Origin of the sequence: Micromonospora sp. NPDC047074, from assembly GCF_040643815.1 — a bacterium.
GTDB lineage: Bacteria > Actinomycetota > Actinomycetes > Mycobacteriales > Micromonosporaceae > Micromonospora.
On sequence record NZ_JBEYVB010000025.1, the window covers coordinates 39048 to 60517 of the forward strand.

Sequence of the window (21470 nt, forward strand, 5' to 3'; positions counted from 1 at the left end):
GCGTCATCGCCGGCCCGTTCTACGTGGCCGTCGCCCTGGCCCAGGCGCTGACCCGCGACGGCTTCGACCTGTGTACGACCCGATGGCGGGTTCGGTGCACACGGTCGCGGTCATCGGGGCCGGGAAGATCGGCGAGCTGATGCTCTCCGGCCTGCTGCGCTCGGGGTGGCCGGTGGACCGGCTGCTCGCCACCGCGCGCCGGCCCGCCCGCGCCGAGGAGTTGACCGCCCGCTACGGGATCCGGGTGGTCGACAACCTGACCGCCGTCGACGAGGCGGAGGTGCTCGCCGTCTCGGTCAAGCCGCAGGACGCGGCGGCGCTGCTGGAGGAGATCGGGCCGAAGGTGCCCGCCGACAAGCTGGTGATCTCCCTCTGTGCCGGCCTGCCGACCGGCTTCTTCAACCGTCGGCTGCCCGAGGGCACCCCCGTGGTGCGGGTCATGACCAACACCCCGGCCCTTGTCGACCAGGCGATGACCGCGATCTCCGCCGGGGCGCACGCCACCGGCACGCACCTGGCGCTGGCCGAGGAGATGTTCTCCCCGCTCGGGTCCACCATCCGGGTGCCCGAGTCGCAGCAGGACGCGGTGACCGCGCTCTCCGGCTCCGGGCCGGCGTACTTCTACCTGCTGGTCGAGGCGATGATCGACGCCGGCATCCTGCTCGGCCTGCCCCGGCAGGTGGCGCACGAGCTGATCGTGCAGACCGCCATCGGGTCGGCGGTGATGCTCCGCGACTCCGGCGAGCACCCGGTGAAGCTCCGCGAGGCGGTCACCTCACCGGCCGGCACCACCATCTCCGCCGTGCGCGAGCTGGAGAAGCACGGCGTACGCGCGGCGCTGCTCGCCGCGCTGGAAGCGGCCCGGGACCGCGCCCGCGAGCTGGCCGCCCAGGCCGACTGATCCCACGACCCGGTCTCACCGGGCCGGTGACCTGCCTTAATTCCGTTGCGGCAGGGGTGTGGGTGGAACAGTCTCGTCCCATGCGCAACGACAGCTCCTCCGCTCATCGCCGTGCCGACGCCTATCCCGATCTCGACCATGTCTACGCCCAGTGCAGCGGGCCTGGTGGGTTGCGGCTGGCCGAGCACATGGCGGACGCGATGGGGCTGCGGGCCGGTGCCACGCTTGTCGACGTCGGCGCCAACCGCGGGCTGCAGACCTGTTTCCTGGCCAAGGAGTACGGGGTCAACGCGCTCGCCCTCGACCCGTGGGACGACCGGGAGGACGGCCGCCCGATGGTCGACCACATCGTCGACAACGCCCGCGCGTGGGGCGTCTCCGACCGCGTGCTGGCCCTTCGGGCGGGTGTCCCCGACACCAGGCTCGCCACCGGCTCCTTCAGCTTCGCCTACTCCACGACCGCCCTGGAGATGATCCGCGCCATGGAGGGCGGGGCGGGCTACCAGGCCGCGCTCGGCGAGATCCACCGGATCCTCCAACCCGGCGGCGTGTTCGGCCTGGGCGAGCCCATGCACCGGGAAGTCGCCATCCCCGACGACCTGCGCCCCTACGTGACCCGGGGGGAGTTCTCCTGGGCCGAGTGCTTCAGCGACCTGACCACCACTGTCGCCCAGGTAACCGCAGCCGGGTTCGAGATCGTCCACGCTGAGTACGCCGCCGAGGCCACCGCGTGGTGGGATGAGTTCGCCCGGCACGACCCGTTCGCCAAGGCCGACCCCGACGGCGACCCCGCCACCCTGCGCGTCGACGCCGGCCGCTGGACCAGTTTCGGCATCGTCATCGCCCGCAAACCCCACGCCTCCCCGGCCTGACCCGCGTGACGGCCATGGATCGTTTCGAGGGCCGCTGCTGGCTGGACTGGTGGGCCAACTCCTCCACGCTTTTCGACAGCGTCGAGGTGGCCGCTGTGATCACTGCCAGCGCCGCCGGCTGGGAAGCCCACGGTCGCCTGGTAAGCGACGTCGATGAGGACCGTGACGGCTTCGCTTTTCTCTGCGACCTCGATCCCGTCTTCACGCTGCGCTTCGAAGACGGCAGCACCATCGACGTCACCGTGCACCCCACCGATGACCATCGCAGGTTCACCCTCACCGAGTGACCGGGCCGGTTCCTCGCGCAGTTCACGTTCAGCTCCCCGGGTGGGGTGGTTGTGCTGGCCGCTCCGCCGCCCAGGAGCTGAGCGGCGGAGCGGCCGGACGTCCCTAGTAGAGCAGGTACGGCTTCCGCTGCCGGTCGAAGGCGGCCAGCTCGTCGGCCCAGGCGCCGATCACGTCGTCGACGTCGGCGCCCGCGTCGATCATCGTGCGCAGTCGCGGCGACCCGGTCAGCTTGTCGATCCAGTACGGCCGCACGGTGTCCCAGGAGTCGCGCCGCCAGGCGAACGCCGGGTACTTGTGCGCCTCCACCAGCATCGCCACCGCCGTGCGGATCGGGTCGTACGCCGACCGGTCGACGACCTTCACCTCGACCCCGGCGCAGAGCTTGTTGAGCAGCGCCGGCTTCTGCCCGGCGGACGTCGGCGTGAAGTAGGCCTCGCGGAACTCGACGCCGGGCAGCTCGCGGGCGTTGAGCCGGTCGGACCAGTGGTAGTCGAAGTCGTCGGCCAGGCCGCCGATCAACTCGAACGGCCGGCAGGTGCCCCGGCCCTCGGTGAGGGAGGCGACGCCCTCGAACAGGCCGGTGCCGGGGTAGACCAGCGCGGTGTCCATGGTGGGCATGTTCGGGCTGGGCATCACCCAGGGCAGGTCGGTGTCGGCGGCGAGCTTGTCGCGCTTCCAGTGCCGGCACTCGATGACGTGCAGGTCGACCGGGCCTCCGGCCGCGGCGGGCAGGAACTCGGCGTTGAAGAAGCGGGCCAGCTCGCCCACGGTCATCCCGTGCTGCTGGACGATCTCCTTCAGGCCGACCCCGGAGGTGTACGCGGCGGTCATCATCGGCCCGTAGGCCCGGCCGCCGACCGGGTTCGGCCGGTCCAGCACCACGAACCGCTTGCCGACGCGGGCGGCAGCGATCATGGCCGTGTACATGGTCCAGATGTACGTGTAGAAGCGGGCGCCGACGTCCTGGATGTCGAACACGACGGTGTCGACCCTGGCCTGGGTGAACATGGTCTCCCACTTGGCCTGCGTGGCGCCGTACGCGTCGTAGACGGTGATCCCGGTGCGGGCGTCGACGCCGGTGCCCTCGCTGCCGCCGGCCTGCGCCGAGCCGCGGAACCCGTGCTCGGGGCCGAAGGCGGCGGCCAGCTGGACCGTGCCGGATGCGTGCATCAGGTCGACCAGGTGCCGGTAGGCCGAGTCCACGCCGGTGGGGTTCGAGATGACGCCCACCCGCTGCCCGGCGAGGTCCGCGAAGCCGGACCGGACGAGCACGTCGAGCCCGGTCTCCACGCGGCGGATGCCGGGGGTGGCGTGACCGGCCCCGCCGGGGACCGTCGCCGCGACCGCGCCCACGGTCGCCGCACCCGCGCCTGCCAGGAACTTTCTACGCTCCATGTCGACCCTCCCGTCGATTTGGTCGAAACTTAGCTACATGCAGATGCCTCGTCAAGGAAGGTTAGCTACAAAGCTTGGACGGGTGCGGGGCCCGTCGCGCGGCCGACGGGGCGTGCCCCGGCCGCCGCGTGCTCCATACTGGCCCGGTGTTCACCCTCGCCCAGGCCCGCCACCTCATCGCCACCCTGCGCCCGCGCGTCGCGGAGCTGATCCGGCTGCGGGCCGACCTGGCCGAGCTGCGCGCCGACCTGGCCGACCGGGGCGCCAGCCCGCTGGGCGGCCTGCCCGAGGTCAAGGGGCTGGAGGCGCGGCTGCACGCCCTCGTCGAGGAGTTGCACTCCCACGACATCCAGGTGAAGGGCATCGCGCCGGTGTTGCTCGACTTCCCCGGTGAGCGGGACGGCCGGCCGGTGCTCTGGTGTTGGCTGGAGGGGGACACCGACGTGCGCTGGTACCACCGCGTCGAGTGTGGTTTCGCCGGCCGCCGTCCGGTCTGACCGGCGGGCCCGGGCGGCGAGGGCGCGGCTGACCGGCGGGCTCAGGCCAGGGACGCGAGGGTTGCGGGGGAGACGTTCCCGCCGCTGAGGACCAGCACCGTCCGGGTGCCCGGCCCGGCGTCGACCAGGCCGGCGCGCAACGCGGCCAGGGTGACGGCGGCGGACGGCTCGACCAGGAGCTTCGTCGCGTCCAGCAGCTCCCACCAGGCGCTGCGGATCTCCTCCTCGGAGACCTCGACCATGCCGTCCACCAGGGCGCGGACGTGCGCCAGGGTGTGCCGCCCGGCGAACGGTGCCGCCAGCCCGTCCGCGATCGACGTCGGCGGTGTCGCGAGAGCCGCGCCGTCGGTGCGCAGGGCGTGGCCGACCGCGTTGGCGGTGACCGGCTCGACCCCGACGACGCGCGCGGTGGGGACGGCCGACCGGACGGCGGCCGCCACGCCGCTGATCAGCCCGCCGCCGCCCACCGGCACGACCACCAGGGCCGGCGGCGGGCCGTCGGCCAGGATCTCCCGGCCGACGGTGGCCTGACCGGCGATGACGTCCGGGTCGTCGAACGGGTGCAGCAGGTGGTAGCCGCGTTCGGCCGCGAGGGCCTGGCAGGTCCCCAGCAGGTCGTCGGTGAGGACGACCTCGCCACCGTACCGGCGGACCGCCTCGATCTTCGTCGGCACCGCGTGCGGCGGCATGCAGACGACCGTGGGCAGGCCGAAGGCGTGACCGGCGAAGGCGACCGCCGCCGCGTGGTTGCCCGCCGAGAAGGCGGTCAGCCCGGCCGGCTTCCCCTCCCGCTCGATGCGGGCGAGCAGCGCGTTGAGCACGCCGCGCACCTTGAAGCTGCCGGTGTGCTGAAGGTTCTCCGCCTTGACCGCGAGATCGAGCCCGAGCGGGTCGCCGAGCCGGGGGCAGGGCAGCAGTGGAGTGCGGACGACCTGCCCCCCGAGGCGCTGCTCCGCCGCGGCGATGTCGTCCATGCTGGTCAGCCGCACCGGCAGAGCCTAGCCCGCCCGGGCGTCAGCCGCCGACCCCCGTACGGCTCAGCGGGTGGCCTCGCCCAGCGCGGCCCGCACCGTGGCGGCGTCGGCCGGCGCCTCCCGTTCCCAGTTGCTCGGGTCGGCCGAGTAGATGCTTCCGTACGCCGGCGTGTCCGGCTGGAACCGCCAGCTCTCGGGGAGTGTCCCGGCGTCCACCGCGTCGTAGCCGATCCCGTCGAGGAAGGCGGTAGCCTCCGCCTTCGCGCCCGCGTCGTCGCCGGCGATCGGCAGCGCGCTGCGGTCGCCGGCGCCGGTGGGCCGGGCCAGTGCGAGCAGGTGCTGGAAGAAGATGTTGTTGAACACCTTGACGACCCGCGACCGCGGCAGGTGCCGCTGGAGCAGCTCGCTGCTCGTGGTGGAGCCCGAGTCCAGCTCGGGGAACTGGCCGTCGCGCTGCGGGTAGTAGTTGTTGGTGTCCAGCACGAGCTTGCCGGCCAGTGGCTCGACCGGCACGTCCCGGTACGCCTTGAGCGGGATGGTGACGACCACCAGGTCGCCGGCCTCCGCCGCCTCCGCGGGGGTGGCCGCCCGGGCGCGCGGGCCCAGCTCGTCGACGAGGTCCTTGAGCGTCTCCGGGCCACGGGAGTTGCTCAGCACCACGTCGTAGCCGGCGGCGACCGCCAACCGGGCGACCGTGCCGCCGATGTGTCCACTGCCGATCAGTCCCACAGTTGTCATGTCGGTTCCCAACTCCGTTCGCGGTGGCCGCATTCCCCACCGGCATGGTCGACAATTCTGGGCGGGTCGGCGGGGCGTCAGGCCGCCGGGGGCAGCGCCTTCTCGATCGCGGCGCGAAGGTCGACCGAGCCGGGTTCGACGGTGGGCGCGAACCGGGCCGCCACCGAGCCGTCCGGAGCGACCAGGAACTTCTCGAAGTTCCACCGCACGTCGCCGGTGTGGCCCTCGGCGTCGCCGGTCTCCACAAGTGTCGCGTAGAGCGGGTGGCGTCCGGGGCCGTTCACCTCGACCTTCTCGGTCAGTGGAAAGGTCACCCCGTAGTTGACCTGGCAGAAGTCGTTGATTTCGGCGGCGGTGCCCGGCTCCTGGCCGGCGAACTGGTTGCAGGGCACGCCGAGCACCACCAGGCCGCGGTCGGCGTACTCGTCGTGCAGCGCCTGGAGGCCGGCGTACTGCGGGGTGAGGCCGCAGCGCGAGGCGACGTTGACCACCAGGAGGGCGCGCCCGCGGTATCGCGCGAGGTCGGCCGGGTCGCCGGCCAGCGTGTTGATCGGGATGTCGAAGACGGTCATGGGCCGAGGTTACGCGCCGGTGCCGGGCCGCCGACCGGAGGCGCCGGGCGCTCCTCGGGTGCCCGGGCCGGGTCGGACGGTGCCCGGGCGCGCTCCCAGCGGAAATCGATACATGGACATCTTGACGAAGCGATGACGGCGTGAGTAGCGTCTCACCATCGATTTGGAAAGTTTCCTAACTGTTTGGGGAGACGCCGCATGAAGAGATCGTTCCGCCGGGCCCTCTGGGTCGGCGCCGTGATGGTGGTGACCGCCGCCACGGTCCCGATGGCCAGTGCGTTCGGCGCCGGCAGCGTGACCGCCGCCTTCGCCAAGGCGCAGGACTGGGGGACCGGTCACGAGGCGCGGGTGACCATCACCAACGGGTCGAGTTCCTCGCTGAGCACCTGGCGCATCGAGTTCGACCTGCCGTCGGGCACCAGCGTCAGCAGCTCCTGGGACGCCGACGTCACGCGCACCGGCGACCACTACGTCGCGGTCAAGAAGAGCTGGGCCGGCCCGATCGGGGCGGGCGCCACGTTCAGCTGGGGCTACAACGGCACCGGCGCGTACAAGGCGCCGCTGAACTGCACGATCAACGGTGCCCCGTGCGGCGGCGGCGCGCCGCCCACCACCACCGCGCCGCCCACCAGCACCCCGCCGACGTCGGCGCCGCCCACCACCCCGCCGCCGACCACCCCGCCGCCCACCACCACCCCGCCGGACCCGAGCGGCAAGAAGGTCGTCGGCTACTTCACGCAGTGGGGCGTCTACGGCCGCAACTACCACGTCAAGAACATCCACACCAGCGGCTCCGCCGCCAAGATGACCCACATCCTGTACGCCTTCGGCAACACCACCGGCGGCCGGTGCACGATCGGGGACAGCTACGCCGACTACGACAAGGCGTACACCGCGGCGGACAGCGTCGACGGCGTCGCCGACACCTGGGACCAGCCGCTGCGTGGCAACTTCAACCAGCTGCGCAAGCTCAAGAAGATGTACCCGAACCTGAAGGTGCTCTGGTCCTTCGGCGGCTGGACCTGGTCCGGCGGCTTCACCCAGGCCGCGCAGAACCCGGCCGCGTTCGCCGAGAGCTGCTACAACCTGGTCGAGGACCCGCGCTGGGCGGACGTCTTCGACGGCATCGACATCGACTGGGAGTACCCGAACGCCTGCGGTCTCACCTGCGACTCCAGCGGCCCGAACGCCTTCAAGAACGTGATCGGCGCGGTGCGTGCCAAGTTCGGCTCGTCCGCACTCGTCACCGCCGCGATCACGGCGGACGGCAGCAACGGCGGCAAGATCGACGCCACCGACTACGCCGGTGCCGCGGCGAACCTGAACTGGATCATGCCGATGACGTACGACTACTTCGGCGCCTTCAACGCGCAGGGCCCCACCGCCCCGCACTCCCCGCTCACCTCCTACACGGGCATCCCGCAGCAGGGCTTCTGGTCCGACGCGGCGATCCAGAAGCTCAAGAGCAAGGGCATCCCGTCCAACAAGCTGCTGCTCGGCATCGGCTTCTACGGCCGGGGCTGGACCGGGGTGACCCAGACCGCGCCGGGCGGCACCGCCACCGGCCCCGCCCCGGGCACCTACGAGCAGGGCATCGACGACTACAAGGTCCTCAAGAACACCTGCCCGGCCACCGGCACGATCGCGGGCACGGCGTACGCCAAGTGCGGCAGCAACTGGTGGAGCTACGACACCCCCTCCACGATCAACGGCAAGATGACGTACGCGAAGAACCAGGGCCTCGGTGGCGCCTTCTTCTGGGAGCTCTCCGGTGACACCGGAAACGGCGAACTGATCGGCGCCATCAAGGGCGGTCTCGGCTGAGCCGAGCGCCGACGCACCACCCACACGGCGGGGAGGGACTGCACCGGTCCCTCCCCGCCGGCCGCGCGCCGGCGGTCCGGGCGCGGCGGCCCCCGGGCACGCGTGTCGATGTGACAGACTCGCCGCTCGACGGGGTTCGGTGGGCACGGCGACGGAGGTGGCGATGCGCGCGACGCGCGGCAGGCTGGCGGCGGGTGCCGTGTTGCTCGGGATCCTGCCCCTCGCACTGCTCGGCTGCGGTATCGGCGGCGAGAAGGCCGACCCGGCGACCGAGCCCGGGCGGGCCCCGGCCGAGGAGGCCGCCGGGAAGTCGCGGGAGCGGGTCCAGGCGTACCTCGACGCGATGACCGCCAAGGACGTCGCGGCCGGGCGCAGCCAGCTCTGCGCCACCCTCCAGGAGGCGTTCGACGCCGCCGCGACGGGCCCCAACGGCGACTTCGCCGACCACTTCACGGTGCCCCAGGCCGAGATCGTCGACGTCCGCCCCGGCCCACGGGGTCAGGAGGTGAGCACGTCGGTCTCGGTCGCCGCCGGCTCCAGGACCATCACCCGGCCGCTGCTGTTCACGGTCACCCGCGACGGTGCCGACTGGTGCATCGCCGCCGAGGCGCCGGGCGGCAACACCCCGGCCCCGTCCGGCGCGGCGTCGCCCCCGGCCGGGTGAGCCGGCTCTCATCTGCCGGAACCCGCCCCCTCGCCGGTCGGCCGCCGCGCCGGTCGCCGTACGCTTTCTGTCATGCGCCATGAGTGGCATCAGCTGAGCCATCCCGCGGTGGGCAGCCCGGGGCTGCAGACCAGCCGTCCGACCGTCGACTCCGCCGAGGACGCGGCCCTCGGCCTCGACCGCTGGCGGGAGCTGCCGCGCACACAGGTCCCGCCGTGGTCGGATCCGGCGGAGGTCGCCGAGGTCTGCAAGGTGCTCGACACGGTGCCCTCGGTGGTGGCGCCCTACGAGGTCGACCAGCTCCGCCAGCGGCTGGCGCTGGTGTGCGAGGGCAAGGCGTTCCTGCTCCAGGGCGGCGACTGCGCGGAGACCTTCGCCGACAACACCGAGAGCCACCTGCTGGCCAACGCCCGCACCCTGCTCCAGATGGCGATCGTGCTCACCTACGGCGCCTCGCTGCCGGTGGTCAAGGTCGCCCGGGTCGCCGGGCAGTACACCAAGCCCCGGTCGTTGCCGACCGACGCGCGCGGCCTGCCCGCCTACCGGGGCGACATGATCAACTCGCTGGAGGCCACGCCGGAGGCGCGGGCCGCCGACCCGCAGCGCATGATCCGGGCGTACGCGAACTCGGCCGCCGCGATGAACATGCTCCGCGCGTACCTCGCCGGCGGGCTCGCCGACCTGCACGCCGTGCACGACTGGAACAAGGGCTTCGTCAAGAACTCGCCGGCCGGCGAGCGCTACGAGGCGATCGCCCGGGAGATCGACCGGGCGCTGGCCTTCATCCGGGCCTGCGGGATGACCGACGACGAGGCGCTGCGCACTGTCACCCTCTACTGCTCGCACGAGGCCCTGGCCCTGGAGTACGACCGGGCGCTGACCCGGGTCTCCGACCGCCGGGCGTACGGCCTGTCCGGGCACTTCCTGTGGATCGGCGAGCGCACCCGGCAGATCGACGGGGCGCACATCGACTTCATCTCCCGCATCGCCAACCCGATCGGCGTGAAGCTCGGCCCGACCACCACGCCGGACGAGGCGATCGAGCTCTGCGAGAAGCTCAACCCGGAGAACGTCCCCGGCCGGCTCACCCTGATCAGCCGGATGGGCAACCACCGGGTCCGCGACGCCCTGCCGCCGATCGTGGCGAAGGTGACCGCCGCCGGCGCCAAGGTGGTCTGGCAGTGCGACCCGATGCACGGCAACACGCACGAGTCGTCCAACGGCTACAAGACCCGGCACTTCGACCGGATCGTCGACGAGGTGCTCGGCTACTTCGAGGTGCACCGGGGCCTGGAGACCCATCCCGGCGGCCTGCACGTCGAGCTGACCGGTGAGGACGTCACCGAGTGCCTCGGCGGCGCCCAGGGCATCGAGGACCTCGACCTGCCGGGCCGCTACGAGACCGCCTGCGACCCCCGGCTCAACACCCAGCAGTCGCTCGAACTGGCCTTCCTCGTGGCGGAGATGCTCCGTGGCTGACGCGAGGAGTGAGCTTGCGAGCCCCGCAGTCGGCGGCCGGAGGAATCGTTGTGGCTGACGCGAGGAGTGAGCTTGCGAGCCCCGCAGTCGGCGGCCGGAGGAATCGTTGTGGCTGACGAACTCGTCGACCTTCGCTCGGACACCGTCACCCGGCCGACCCCGGGGATGCGCGAGGCGATGGCCACCGCCGAGGTCGGCGACGACGTCTACGGCGAGGACCCGACCGTCAACGCGCTGGAGGCCGAGGTCGCCGCGCTGTTCGGGCACGAGGCGGCGCTGTTCGCCCCGAGCGGGTCGATGGCCAACCAGATCGCCCTGCAACTGGTCGTGCCGCCCGGCAACGAGCTGCTCTGCGACGCCGACGCGCACGTGGTGACGTACGAGATCGGGGCCGCTGCCGCGTACGGTGGCATCTCCTCGCGCACCTGGCCGGCGGTCGGCGCGGACGTCGACCCCGACGCGGTCGCCGCCATGATCCGTCCGGACGGCTACTGGGCGGTGCCCACCCGGGCGATCGCCGTCGAGCAGACCCACAACCGGGGCGGCGGTGGGGTGATCCCGCTGGCGACCCTGCGTGAGCTGCGCCGGGTCGCCGGCGACGCGGGGGTCGCCCTGCACTGCGACGGCGCCCGGATCTGGCACGCGCACGTCGCCGACGGCGTGCCGCTGGTTGAGTACGGCGCCCTGTTCGACACCCTGTCGGTCTGCCTCTCCAAGGGGCTCGGCGCGCCGGTCGGCTCGCTGGTCGTCGGCAGCGCCGAGCGGATCGAGCGGGCCCGGTTCGTCCGCAAGCGGATGGGCGGCGGGATGCGGCAGGCGGGCGTCCTGGCCGCCGCCGGCCGGTACGCGCTGGCCCACCACGTCGACCGGCTCGCCGCCGACCACACCAGGGCGGCCCGGCTCGCCGAGGCGATCGCCCCGTTCGGCGTGCTGGCCGCCACGGTCCGGACCAACCTCGTGCCGCTGGACCTGACCAAGGCGTCGATGGACGCGCACGCCCTGGCCGCAGCCGCCCGTGCCGAGGGCGTCCTGGTCTCGGTGCTCGGCCCTCGTACCGCCCGTCTGGTCACCCACCTGGGCGTCGACGACGCCGGTATCGACCGGGCGATCGACGTCCTGACCCGCACCCTGCGGCGCTGACCGCCGTTTCGGCCTGACGCCGTCTGACCGCCGTCGCGGCCTGGGCGTCTCGCCTCTCGGCTTGACCGTCGTTTCGGCCTGACCGTCGTTTCGGCTTGACCGTCGTCCCGGCCGGTCCGCGTCGGGTGTCTCAGGGGTGCAGGCGGCGGAGGGTGGCGATGTCGGCGGCGTGCCCGACGTGCTTCTCGGTCGGGGTCTCCACCACGACCGGGACGCCGGCGGTGGCCGGGTGGGCCATCAGTTCGGCGAACGCCCGCTCACCGATGGTGCCGCTGCCGATGTTCTCGTGCCGGTCCCGGGTGGAGCCGCAGAGATCTTTCGAGTCGTTCGCGTGCACCAGCCGAAGCCGGCCGTCGCCGACCGTCGCCACCAGCGTGTCCAGCGTCGCCGTCATGCCGCCCTCGGCCGCCAGGTCGTGCCCCGCCGCCCAGGCGTGGCAGGTGTCGAAGCAGACCCCGAGCCAGGGGTGGCGGTCCACCGCGTCGAGGTAGGGGCCGAGGTGCTCCACCCGGGAGGCGAGCGAGCGGCCGCCGCCTGCGCTGGGCTCGACCAGCAGGCGCGGGCCGTCCGCCGCGGCCGCCTTGTCGAGCAGCGGGAGCAGCGCCTCGCGTACCTGCCGCATCGCGGCTGTGGCGTGGCTCTCGTCGACCGAGCTGCCGGCGTGGAAGACCACGCCCTCGGCACCGATGGCCCGGCCCCGGTCCAGCGCGTGGGCGAGTGTCGCCGCCGAGCGCTCGACCGTGTTCGCGGTGGGGGAGCCGAGGTTGACCAGCAACGACGCGTGGATGAAGACGGGCAGGCCCCGCTCGACGCAGCCGTCGCGGAACAGCGCGTCCTGGACCGGGTCGCCGGCCGGCAGCGCCCAGCCCCGCGAGTTCGAGACGTAGACCTGCACCACCTGCGAGCCGGCCGCGTCGGCGTACGGCAGGGCAGCCCTCGCCAGTCCGCCCGAGGTGGGCGTGTGCGAGCCGACCGGCCGGCGCGCCGTCATCCCTACATGCATCCGATGGTGACCTGGGTGCCCGGCGCCACCTGGGTGTTCTCCGGCGGGTTCTGGAACCGGACGATGCCGTTCGGGTTGAACTGGATCGCCACCGGGAAGTTCTGGCTCTCCAGCAACTGCTTGGCCTGCTGGCACGGCAGGTCGATGACCCGGGGCACGGCGACCAACGGCGGGCCCTTGCTGACCTCCAGCTTGACCTTCGCACCGCGCTCCACCCCGGAGCCGTCCGCCGGGCTCTGCCCGAGGACCTCGTCGCGGGGCTTGTCGGAGTCCTTGTAGGTGGGTGGCTCCACCAACACCAGACCCAGTTGGGCGAGGAGCGTCCGGGCCTCGCCCAGGTTCTTGCCGACCAGGTTCGGCACCGAGATGGGCGCCTTGCCCTTGCTCAGGATGACGGTGATCTTGTCGCCCGGCTTGACCTCGGTGCCCACCTTCGGGTTGGTGTCCACCACCACGCCCGTGGGCAGGTTGTCGTCGTAGCGGGCGGTACCCTTCACCACCACCAGCTTCGCGTCGAGCAGGTCCGCCTCGGCCAGCTCGAAGTCCTTGCCCACCACGTCGGGCACCGGGAACCGCTCGGGGCCGAGCGAGAGGGTCAGCGTGATCGTGCCGCCCTTGAGGATCCGGCCGGCCGTGCCCGGTTCCTGCGCCAGGACGGCGTCCTTCGGGACCTTCTCGTCGTAGCGTGGATCGGCGTAGGCGAGGGTGAAGCCGCCCCGGGCGGCCTGCGCCTCCGCCTCGGCCTTGCTCAGGCTGACCAGCGGCGGCGCCTCGGTGTAGCGGCCGGAGGTGAACCACCAGCCACCGCCGACGACCATCAGGAGCAGCACCACCGCGGCGGCGATGACGGCCATCCGGCCCCGCGGGTCGCCCATGACCCGGGTGCGCAGCTCCGCCAGCCGCGACCACAGGCTCCCGCTCTCCTCGGGCACGGCCCGGCGACGGCCCGCCCGGGTCCCGCCATCGGCGGGCAGCCGGGCCCACGAGGGCCGCTCGGCCGGCCGGACCGCCGCGACCACCATCGTCGGCTGGGCCACCGCGTCGTCGGTCACCCGGCGCAACACGGCGGTACGCGAGTTGGCGCTGCTCAGGTCGTCCCGGGCGACCTGCACCTCGGCCAGCAGGGCGCCGGCGTCGGTGGGCCGGGCGCCCGGGTCGCGTCGGGTGGCCCTGGCGACCAGGTCGTCGAGCGCCCTGGGCAGCCCGGGCACCAGCGTCGACGGTGCCGGGACGTCCCGGTCGACGTGTTGCCAGGCGATGTCGACCGGGCGGTCCCCGTCGTAGGGCACCCGGCCGGTGAGCATTTCGAACAGCACGATGCCGGCGGAGTAGACGTCGGTGCGCGGATCGGCGTGCCCGTCGGTGACCAGCTCCGGGGCCACGTACGCCACCGTGGCCATCAGCTGGTTGCCGTTCTCGTCGTCGGCGCTCGCCTCGACCGCCCTGGCCAGCCCGAAGTCGGCGACCTTGACCACGCTGTCGACCAGGTTGGCCGCGCCGCCGGTGGGGGCCTCGGCGACCAGGACGTTCTCCGGTTTCACGTCGCGGTGCACCAGCCCCGCCCGGTGCGCGGCGGCGATCGCGGCGAGCATCTGCTCGGTGATGGCCAGCGCCTCGTCGGGATTGAGCCGGCGCCGCTCGGCGAGCACGTCACGCAGCGTGCGGCCGCGGACGTACTCCATCACCAGGTAGGGCAGGCCGGCGTGGTTGCCCTGGTCGTAGACGGCGACGACGTTGGGGTGGGTCAGCCGGGCGATGGTCTTCGCCTCGTCGGTGAACCGCTCCACGAAGCCCGCCGCCCGGGCCCCCGTTTCCGGGGCCTGGGACGGATGAATGATTTTGAGCGCCACGGTGCGCTCGAGGCGCTCGTCGGTGGCGGTGTACACGGTCGCCATGCCGCCACGGGCCACGCGACCGCGGATGCGGTAGCGCCCGTCGATCAGCGAGCCCAGCAACGTGTCGGCGACCTGTGTGTCCATCGGCAGGGAGTCTATGTGTCCAGGGGGTGAAGGTTGAACAGGATGCTACAGCCGGGGTGCGACGGCAGTCTTCCCGCCGCGCTCGTCTCCGCCATCGGCCCTGTTCAGACGGGTCGTCGGGGTGCCGTTGGCCCTGGCCGGACGGGGCATGGCAGGGTGGTCCGGTGACCGACTCCGTACCCGCCGACCGGGCCGTGCCCGGCTCTGTTTCCACCGGCTCCGTTTCCGCCGGGTCCGCCGATGGGCCCGTTTCCGGCGGGCCCGCCGACTGGTTGACCCTGCCGGACGTGGCCGAGCGCCTCGACGTGTCGATCAGCAAGGTCCACCAGATGATCCGGGACCGGGAGTTGATCGCGGTGCGCCGCGACGGCGTCCGCCGGGTCCCGGCCGACCTGGTGGCCAACAAGACGGTACTGAAGCACCTGCCCGGTGTGCTCAATCTGCTGGCCGACGCGGGCTACGACGACGAGGCCACGCTGCGCTGGCTCTTCGAGCCGGATGACACCCTGCCCGGTACGACCCCCGCGAAAGCCCTGGCCAGCGACCAGGCCCGCGAGGTGAAACGCCGAGCCCAAGCCCTAGGCTTCTGACCCCCCACCCCCCGGCCCCTCCCTCCCTCCCTCCCTCCCTCCCTCCCGCCGTGCGCGATCTTGCACTTTGTGCCCGGATATCTCGGGCAAACCGGGCAAATCGTGGGCACAAACTGCAAGATCGCGGGCATGTGGGTGGGTGGGGGTGGGCGCGAGGAGGGAGGGGTGGGTGGGGGTGGGTCAGTCGGTGCGGCGGGTGGCGGCTATGGCGAGGTCGACGAGGGCCTGGCGGGCCTCGGTGTCGAGGTCGACGGTGGCCAGCGCGGCCAGCGCGGTGTCGGTCAGCATGGCGATCCGCCGTTCCGTACGTGCCAGCGCCCCGCTGCCGTCGATCAGCTCGCGTAGCCGGGCAACCCTGCTCTCGTCCAGCCCGGGGTCGCCGAGCCCGCCGAGCAGCAGTTCCCGACCTGCCCCGTCGGTGGCCTCGAGGGCCGCCGCCACCAGGTAGGTCCGCTTGCCCTCACGCAGGTCGTCCCCGGCGGGCTTGCCGGTCTGGGCGGGATCACCGAAGATCCCCAGTACGTCGTCGCGGAGCTGGAACGCCTCACCCAGCGGCAGCCCGTACGCGGAGTATGCCGCCCGCACCTGTTCCGGCGCGTCGGCCAGCGTGGCGCCGAGCAGCAGAGGCCGCTCGACCGTGTACTTCGCCGACTTGTAGCGGGCGACCTTGCTGGCCCGCTCCACCGAGGTGTCTCCGGTGGCCTGGGTCAGCACGTCGAGGTACTGGCCGACGGTCACCTCGGTGCGCATGGCGTCGAAGACCGGCCGGGCCTGGGCCACCGTACGCGGGTCCAGCCCGGCGGAGTGCAGCAGCTCGTCCGACCAGACCAGGCACAGGTCACCCAGCAGGATCGCCGCGGCGTCGCCGAAGCCGTCCGCGTCGCCGCCCCAGCCGGCCGCCCGGTGCCGGGCGGCGAACCGCCGGTGCACGGCCGGTTCGCCGCGCCGGGTGTCGGACCGGTCCATCACGTCGTCGTGGATCAGCGCGCTGGCCTGCACGAACTCCAGCGAGGCCAGGGCGGTGACCACCTGGTCGGTGTCCATCCCGCCGGCACCCCGGAACCCCCAGTACGCGAATGCCGGCCGCAGTCGCTTCCCGCCGCCCAGCACGAACGCCTCGATCGCCTCGGCGACCGGGGCCAGGGCGTCGTCGACCCCGGCCATCCAGGTGCGCTGGCTGGCCAGGAAATCGGTGAGGGCCTTGTCGATCCGTTGACGCAGCCCGGCGCGGTCGACGGGTGAAACGGGAGCAGCATGGGTCACGCCACGACGCTAGCCGGTCGGGATGGGCCCGGTCGCACCACCGGGGGCCCGACGCGCCGCAGGTCTCACCCGATCCCGCCGGCCGGCCGGACGGGGTGGCGGCCCGGAACGGGGCAGGTAGGCGGTGGCCGCCGCGGTGAGCGCCCGGTACCGCCGGACGGCCGGCTCGTCGCCGTACGCGGCCAGCCGTCGGCGTACCTCGGTCAGCTGGCCCAGCGCGCGGGGCGACCCGGCGCGGATCGCGTCGAGCAGCGCCTCGCCGGCCACCGCGCAGGCTCGCTCCACCTCGCCGAGTTGCAGGTAGCCCCGCGCCAGCCAGCCGCCGTAGATCGCGGAGGTGCGGGGGCTCCGCCGCCGGACGGCGTGCAGCGGTGTCTCGGCCGGGCGTGGCCGGCCCAGCGCGACCAACGTGCGCCCGGCCATCGCCGCCAGCTCCGGCCCGTCGAGCCAGTAGAGCCACGGCGGTTCCTGACCCGGCTCCGGGGCGCCAGTCACGCGACGGGCCGCGTCGAGCGCCTGCCGTGCCGCCCCGGCCCGATTGCCCAGCGCCGCGGCCAGCGCGACCCGGTGCAGCAGCAGGGCGCGCAGACCGGGGCTGGCCGCCCGCCGGGCACCGGCGTACGCGGTGCGGGCCAGCAGCAGCGCGCCCTCCGGGTCACCGACGCCGGCGAGCAGGTGGCTGGCCGAGCCGAGCACGTGCCCGGCGAGCGCCGGGTCACCGGCCGACGCGGCCGCACGCAACGCCAGCCGGTAGGCGTCCAGCGCACCGGCGGCGTCCCCGGCGTCGGCGGCGAGCCAGCCGGCGAACTGGGCGGACTCGGCCAGCTCGGGCAGCAGCCGACGGCGTCTGGCCGGGCCGCAGCCGGACAGCGCCCGCACCGCCCGTCCCAGCCGGTACGCCCCGAATCCGGCCAGGTCGGCCCCGCCGACGAGGTCGTCGAGCCGGCGCAGCTCCGCCAGCCGGCCCGGCCCGGCCGGGTGAGGCCCGGACGGCCACGAGTCCGACGGCTCGGGGCCCGACGGCCCCGAGTCCGGTGGCCCGGGCTTCGGCGGCCCGGAGTCTGGCACTCCGGAGGCCGGCAGCGCGGGCCCGGTCGGACTTCGCTGCCCGGGGGGCCGCGATGGGGCCGGCCGCGGCGGGTCTCCGCTCCCAGCCCAGCCCGCGCCCCCGCTTCCGTCCCGGTCGACGGGAGACGCGGGCGCGCCGGGCAGCAGTACGGCGTGCGGGTCGGCCAGCCAGCGCTGGGCCAGGGCGAGCAGCGCCGCCCGGGGGCGGGACCCGCCGAAGGCCGGTGGCGGGCTCAGGCTGCGGGTGCGGGCCGCGGCGGCGGCCAGCAGGTCGACCGGTACCGCGAGGACGACGGCGAGCCAGCCGAGCCAGAAGTCGCCGGGCAGGCGTAGCTGCCGTTCCCACCGGGAGACCTCGTGCCTGCTGAGAGTGGGCACTCCGGAAGCGGCACAGAGCTCGCCGGCGACCCGCAGCTGGCTCCAGCCACGGGCGAGCCGGAGTTGGGCGAGCAGCGGCCCGAGCAGTTGCGGGTCGGGTGGCGGGGACGGCGGCATCGGTCCTCCGGGCGGGTCGGCGCGGTGGTGGCGCAGGCCCCGGCCGGGACCGGTGCGTCACCGGTGGATGCTGACCCCCGCGCGGCCCCCGGTGGTCGACCTCCGGCCGCCCACTCCGCGCAACCACATGATTACTCCAGGGGTGCGACGTTTTCCGGCCGCACCGCCGCGCTGCCCCGCCGGCTGTCGGGCCGTACCGTCAGGTCGCCGGACCGCACGGCCACGCCGCTGGGCTGCCGATCCATGGTCGTGGCCGTGGCGGGCGCGCCGGGCCACGGGCCGTCGCCGGGGCCGGCGGTGTCCGTGCGGCGGAGTGTCCGTCAGTGTGGGAAGATGCCCGATCCGGCGGGTAGGCCCGCTAGAGTCGTGGAGTGGCGCTCGGTCTTCCCTCAGTCTTCCCCAACCCGCAGCCGGCGATCGGGGAGTTGATCCGTGAGCGCCAGCCGACCTTCTCGTTCGAGTTCTTCCCGCCCAAGACCGAGCGGGGCGAGCAACTGCTGTGGCAGGCGATCCGCGAGCTGGAGTCGCTGCGCCCGTCGTTCGTCTCGATCACCTACGGCGCGGGCGGATCGACCCGCGACACCACCGTCGCGGTCACCGAGCGGATCGCCACCGAGACCACCCTGCTGCCGATGGCCCACCTGACCGCGGTCAACCACTCCGTGGCCGAGCTGCGACACGTCATCGGCCGGCTCGCCGGGGTCGGGGTGCGCAACGTGCTCGCCGTGCGGGGCGACCCGCCGGGCGACCCGGGCGGCGACTGGGTCCGGCACCCCGAGGGCGTGCTGTACGCCGAGGACCTGGTCCGCCTGGTGCGCGACGCCGGCGACTTCAGCGTGGGGGTGGCCGCGTTCCCCTACAAGCATCCGCGCTCGCCCGACGTGGCCAACGACACGGAGCACTTCGTCCGCAAGTGCCGGGCCGGTGCGGACTTCGCGATCACCCAGATGTTCTTCGACGCCGACGACTACCTGCGGCTGCGCGACCGGGTCGCCGCCGCCGGCTGCGACACCCCGATCCTGGCCGGCGTGATGCCGGTGACCCAGATCGGCACCATCGAGCGTTCCACGCAGCTCTCGGGGGCGCCCTTCCCGCCGGCCCTGGCCGAGCAGTTCGTGAAGGTCGCCGACGACCCGGAGGCGGTGCGCCGGCTCGGCGTCGAGCAGGCCAGCGAGATGTGCCGGCGGCTGCTCGCCGAGGGCGTGCCGGGGATCCACTTCATCACCCTCAACCGCTCCACCGCCACCCGCGAGGTCTGGCAGAACCTCGAGGCGGGCGCGCGGGTGTGATCCCGGTGCCGCGACACCTGAGCGGTGGTGCGACGGTTGTTCCGTGGTGGGCACACAGCTGAACTGGGACGAGTACGCGACAGCCTGGGCACGACTGCACGGGGGCTTCGACCCCCGGGCGGCGGCCCCGGTGGTCCGCGCCTGGCTGCGGTTCGCCTACCACGTCGGGTTCGTGCTGGGCCGGCTGCGGGTCGGCCCCACCCCGGTCACCGTGGTCGGCGTGCTGCTCTGCGCCTGTGTGCCGCTGTTCGCCGTACGGCCGCAGGACGGTCCCTTCCTCGCGGCGCTGTTCGTGCTGCTCGCCGCGGTGGCGGACAGCGTCGACGGCGCGGTTGCGGTGGCCACGAACCGGACCACCCGGCTCGGCTACGTCTACGACTCGCTGGCCGACCGGCTCGGAGAGATCGCCTGGCTGGTCGCGTTCTGGCTGGTCGGCGCGCCGGGGGCGCTCGTCGTGACCGGCGGTGCGCTCTCCTGGCTGCACGAGTACGTCCGCGCCCGGGCGGTCTCCGCCGGGATGCGGGAGATCGGCGCGGTGACCGTGGGGGAGCGCCCGACGCGGGTCTCGGTGGCCCTGGCCGGGCTGCTGCTGGCGGGGCTGACCGGGCTGATCGAGCCGGACCTGGCGGCCGGCACGATCACCATGGCGACGGCCGTCTGGGTGCTGCTGGCCGGGTTCGGCCTCGGCCAACTCCTCTCCGCGGTCCGCCGCGCCCTGATCGACGCCGGCTGACCGCGCGCCCGGCCGAACGAGGTATGAGCGGGTCTCCGTGAGCTTCGCGGCCCTGCCGGACAGGGGTCCCGGAACGACACTTGTCACCTTTCACCGGTGTCAGCCGACGCCCCGCTGGGTCGGCGAGCGGCGGGCGGAGTCGTCGTCATCGAGGGAGCGATCTTGGCAGGACTGGTGCGGATCGGGTGCCGGGCTGTGCCGGCTCACGCGCTGGCGACCTTCGAGCGGGCCGGGAGGGCGAGGCAGAGGGCGGCGCTGATGACGAGTGCCGTGCTGATGCTTATGGCGCTGATGGTCAGGGCTGGGGCGTAGCCGCTGGTTGCGGCGATGCCGAGGAACATGGAGCTGAGGGAGGCGACGCCGATCGCGGCGCCGAATTGTTGGCTCGTGGTCCATATGCCGGAGGCCGATCCGGCGTAGCGAGGGGGCGTGGTGGATAGGAACAGGGTGGTCAGGGGTGGCATGACGAGGTTGATGCCCATGCCGAGGACGAACAGTCCCGGTGCCAGCAGCCAGGGGTTGACGTCGCTGGTGGCGGTCGTGGCGGCACCGAGGACGGCAGCGGTGCCGAGGGCCCCCAGGAGTGTGCCGGCCACGACGGTGTAGCGGCCGAAGCGGACGGTGAGGTGGCCAACCAGTCCCGCGGTGGCCAGGCCACCGGCGCAGAAGGCGATGGTCACGGTGCCTGCGGCCAGCGCGGTGTAGTCCTGGGCGTCTTGAAGCCAGAGGATGAACACGAGCAGGAAGCCGCTGAATGCGGCGAAGGCGATCATCTGCACGAGGAGGGCGACGGCGCTGGTGCGCTCGCGCAGGATGGCCACGGGCAGGAGGGCTCCGTCGCGGCGTGCGGGGTTGTGGTGCTCACCGAGGGCCACGGCTGCGACCGCGGCGGCCCCGGCGGCCAGGAGGAGCCAGGTCCAGGGTGCCCAGTCGTAGGTGCGTCCTTCCAGGAGAGAGAACACGATGGCGACGAGTCCCAGGGTCAGACCGATGACGGGTAGCCATTGCGGCCGTCCGGCGTCGGGTGCGCGGTTCTCCGGGATCAGCCACGTTCCCAGGCCGATCAGAATCAGGGCGATGGGAACGCTGATCCAGAACACGGTCCGCCATCCCAGGCTGGCGACGTCGGCGGCGATGAGTGCTCCGCCGAGCAGGAGACCGCCGGCCTGCGCGATGCCGGCGATGACCCCGAAGAGGCCGAGCACGGTGGCCCGTTCGCGGCCCCGGAACAGTGTGTAGAGGCTGCTCATCACCTGTGGCGCTAGAAGGCCCGCGGCCAGGCCCTGGGCGGCGCGGGCGGCGATGAGTTCGCCCGGGCCGTGTGCGAGCGCGGACCAGGCGCCGGACAGCGCGAAGGCGCCCAGGCCGATGAGGAACAGGCGCTTGCGTCCCCACAGGTCGCCCAGCCGTGCGGCGGTGATCAGGACGATCGCGAACGCCAGCAGGTAGGCGGTCGCGATCCAGCCGATCTGCGAGGGCGTGCCGCCGAGGTCGTCCTGGATCGCGGGCAGGGCGACGTTGACGATCGTGACGTTGAGCAGGTCGAGCATGAACCCCAGCACGAGCACGACCATCGCCGTCCACCGCCGCGGATATCGGGCGTCGACAGGATCGCTCAGAGAAGTAGCCGACGCCGTCATCGTGGTTCTCCTGTCGCGCCCGAGTACCATCGTCAGGGCGAGATGCTCGTTAGGACGTTTCTGTCG

Annotated in this window: 20 protein-coding genes; 11 read left to right on the forward strand and 9 right to left on the reverse strand. The window is 73.1% G+C overall.

The features are described from left to right. Positions 1-82: 82 nt before the first annotated feature. From proC to ABZ809_RS24105, 3 genes are all read left to right on the forward strand, one after another. Entirely contained in the window at positions 83-901 is an 819-nt protein-coding gene (gene proC, locus ABZ809_RS24095; protein WP_357564879.1) for a pyrroline-5-carboxylate reductase, read from the forward strand. Positions 902-981: 80 nt separating this feature from the next. Next, positions 982-1773 carry a methyltransferase domain-containing protein gene (locus tag ABZ809_RS24100; RefSeq protein WP_357564836.1) on the forward strand — a complete coding sequence of 264 codons (792 nt, stop codon included), beginning with the start codon at positions 982-984 and terminating at the stop codon, positions 1771-1773. A gap of 14 nt (positions 1774-1787) precedes the next feature. Further along, positions 1788-2060: a hypothetical protein gene (locus tag ABZ809_RS24105; protein ID WP_357564837.1), complete on the forward strand. Its 273-nt coding sequence runs from the start codon at positions 1788-1790 to the stop codon at positions 2058-2060. Between the two features lie 103 nt (positions 2061-2163). Here ABZ809_RS24105 and ABZ809_RS24110 read toward each other — a convergent pair whose 3' ends face one another. Beyond that, entirely contained in the window at positions 2164-3456 is a 1293-nt protein-coding gene (locus ABZ809_RS24110; protein WP_357564838.1) for a DUF1343 domain-containing protein, read from the reverse strand. 146 nt (positions 3457-3602) lie between these two features. Between ABZ809_RS24110 and ABZ809_RS24115 the strand changes: the two genes are divergently transcribed. Then, complete coding sequence (locus ABZ809_RS24115; RefSeq protein ID WP_357564839.1) at positions 3603-3953, forward strand: DUF2203 domain-containing protein; 351 nt, start codon at positions 3603-3605, stop codon at positions 3951-3953. A 41-nt stretch (positions 3954-3994) separates the two neighbouring features. Here ABZ809_RS24115 and ABZ809_RS24120 read toward each other — a convergent pair whose 3' ends face one another. From ABZ809_RS24120 to ABZ809_RS24130, 3 genes are read right to left on the reverse strand one after another with little or no spacing between them, the layout of a single operon-like run. Then, the gene (locus ABZ809_RS24120; protein ID WP_357564840.1) at positions 3995-4942 is read right to left on the reverse strand and encodes a pyridoxal-phosphate dependent enzyme; all 948 of its coding nucleotides are present in this window, start codon (positions 4940-4942) and stop codon (positions 3995-3997) included. A gap of 48 nt (positions 4943-4990) precedes the next feature. Beyond that, positions 4991-5698: an NADPH-dependent F420 reductase gene (locus tag ABZ809_RS24125; RefSeq protein WP_357564841.1), complete on the reverse strand. Its 708-nt coding sequence runs from the start codon at positions 5696-5698 to the stop codon at positions 4991-4993. Positions 5699-5742: 44 nt separating this feature from the next. Beyond that, positions 5743-6237 carry a glutathione peroxidase gene (locus ABZ809_RS24130; RefSeq protein WP_357564842.1) on the reverse strand — a complete coding sequence of 165 codons (495 nt, stop codon included), beginning with the start codon at positions 6235-6237 and terminating at the stop codon, positions 5743-5745. Positions 6238-6435: 198 nt separating this feature from the next. Between ABZ809_RS24130 and ABZ809_RS24135 the strand changes: the two genes are divergently transcribed. From ABZ809_RS24135 to ABZ809_RS24150, 4 genes are all read left to right on the forward strand, one after another. Next, on the forward strand, positions 6436-8061 hold the full coding sequence (locus ABZ809_RS24135) for a glycosyl hydrolase family 18 protein (protein ID WP_357564843.1): 1626 nt from the start codon (positions 6436-6438) through the stop codon (positions 8059-8061). A 163-nt stretch (positions 8062-8224) separates the two neighbouring features. Continuing rightward, on the forward strand, positions 8225-8725 hold the full coding sequence (locus ABZ809_RS24140; RefSeq protein ID WP_357564844.1) for a hypothetical protein: 501 nt from the start codon (positions 8225-8227) through the stop codon (positions 8723-8725). A gap of 72 nt (positions 8726-8797) precedes the next feature. Continuing rightward, on the forward strand, positions 8798-10204 hold the full coding sequence (locus ABZ809_RS24145) for a class II 3-deoxy-7-phosphoheptulonate synthase (RefSeq protein WP_357564845.1): 1407 nt from the start codon (positions 8798-8800) through the stop codon (positions 10202-10204). A gap of 108 nt (positions 10205-10312) precedes the next feature. Further along, positions 10313-11344, forward strand: coding sequence for a GntG family PLP-dependent aldolase (locus ABZ809_RS24150; RefSeq protein WP_357564846.1), 1032 nt, complete (start codon positions 10313-10315; stop codon positions 11342-11344). A gap of 130 nt (positions 11345-11474) precedes the next feature. Here ABZ809_RS24150 and ABZ809_RS24155 read toward each other — a convergent pair whose 3' ends face one another. Further along, positions 11475-12335 carry a deoxyribonuclease IV gene (locus ABZ809_RS24155; protein WP_357564847.1) on the reverse strand — a complete coding sequence of 287 codons (861 nt, stop codon included), beginning with the start codon at positions 12333-12335 and terminating at the stop codon, positions 11475-11477. Between the two features lie 2 nt (positions 12336-12337). After that, a complete protein-coding gene (pknB, locus tag ABZ809_RS24160) occupies positions 12338-14326 on the reverse strand; it encodes a Stk1 family PASTA domain-containing Ser/Thr kinase (RefSeq protein ID WP_357564848.1) in 1989 nt (662 codons plus the stop codon). Positions 14327-14598: 272 nt separating this feature from the next. On the opposite strand from pknB, the gene ABZ809_RS24165 reads away from it, so the two are divergent. Beyond that, the gene (locus ABZ809_RS24165) at positions 14599-14916 is read left to right on the forward strand and encodes an Rv2175c family DNA-binding protein (RefSeq protein ID WP_357564880.1); all 318 of its coding nucleotides are present in this window, start codon (positions 14599-14601) and stop codon (positions 14914-14916) included. A 180-nt stretch (positions 14917-15096) separates the two neighbouring features. Here the strand turns inward: ABZ809_RS24165 and ABZ809_RS24170 are convergent, their stop codons facing one another. After that, entirely contained in the window at positions 15097-16179 is a 1083-nt protein-coding gene (locus tag ABZ809_RS24170; RefSeq protein ID WP_357564849.1) for a polyprenyl synthetase family protein, read from the reverse strand. Between the two features lie 9 nt (positions 16180-16188). Beyond that, entirely contained in the window at positions 16189-17742 is a 1554-nt protein-coding gene (locus tag ABZ809_RS24175; RefSeq protein ID WP_357564850.1) for a transcriptional regulator, read from the reverse strand. Between the two features lie 371 nt (positions 17743-18113). Here ABZ809_RS24175 and metF point away from each other — a divergent pair, with 371 nt between their 5' ends. After that, complete coding sequence (gene metF / locus ABZ809_RS24180; RefSeq protein ID WP_357564851.1) at positions 18114-19031, forward strand: methylenetetrahydrofolate reductase [NAD(P)H]; 918 nt, start codon at positions 18114-18116, stop codon at positions 19029-19031. 43 nt (positions 19032-19074) lie between these two features. Then, positions 19075-19764: a CDP-alcohol phosphatidyltransferase family protein gene (locus tag ABZ809_RS24185; protein WP_357564852.1), complete on the forward strand. Its 690-nt coding sequence runs from the start codon at positions 19075-19077 to the stop codon at positions 19762-19764. 203 nt (positions 19765-19967) lie between these two features. Here ABZ809_RS24185 and ABZ809_RS24190 read toward each other — a convergent pair whose 3' ends face one another. After that, entirely contained in the window at positions 19968-21338 is a 1371-nt protein-coding gene (locus ABZ809_RS24190) for an MFS transporter (RefSeq protein WP_357564853.1), read from the reverse strand. Between the last annotated feature and the right edge of the window lie 132 nt (positions 21339-21470).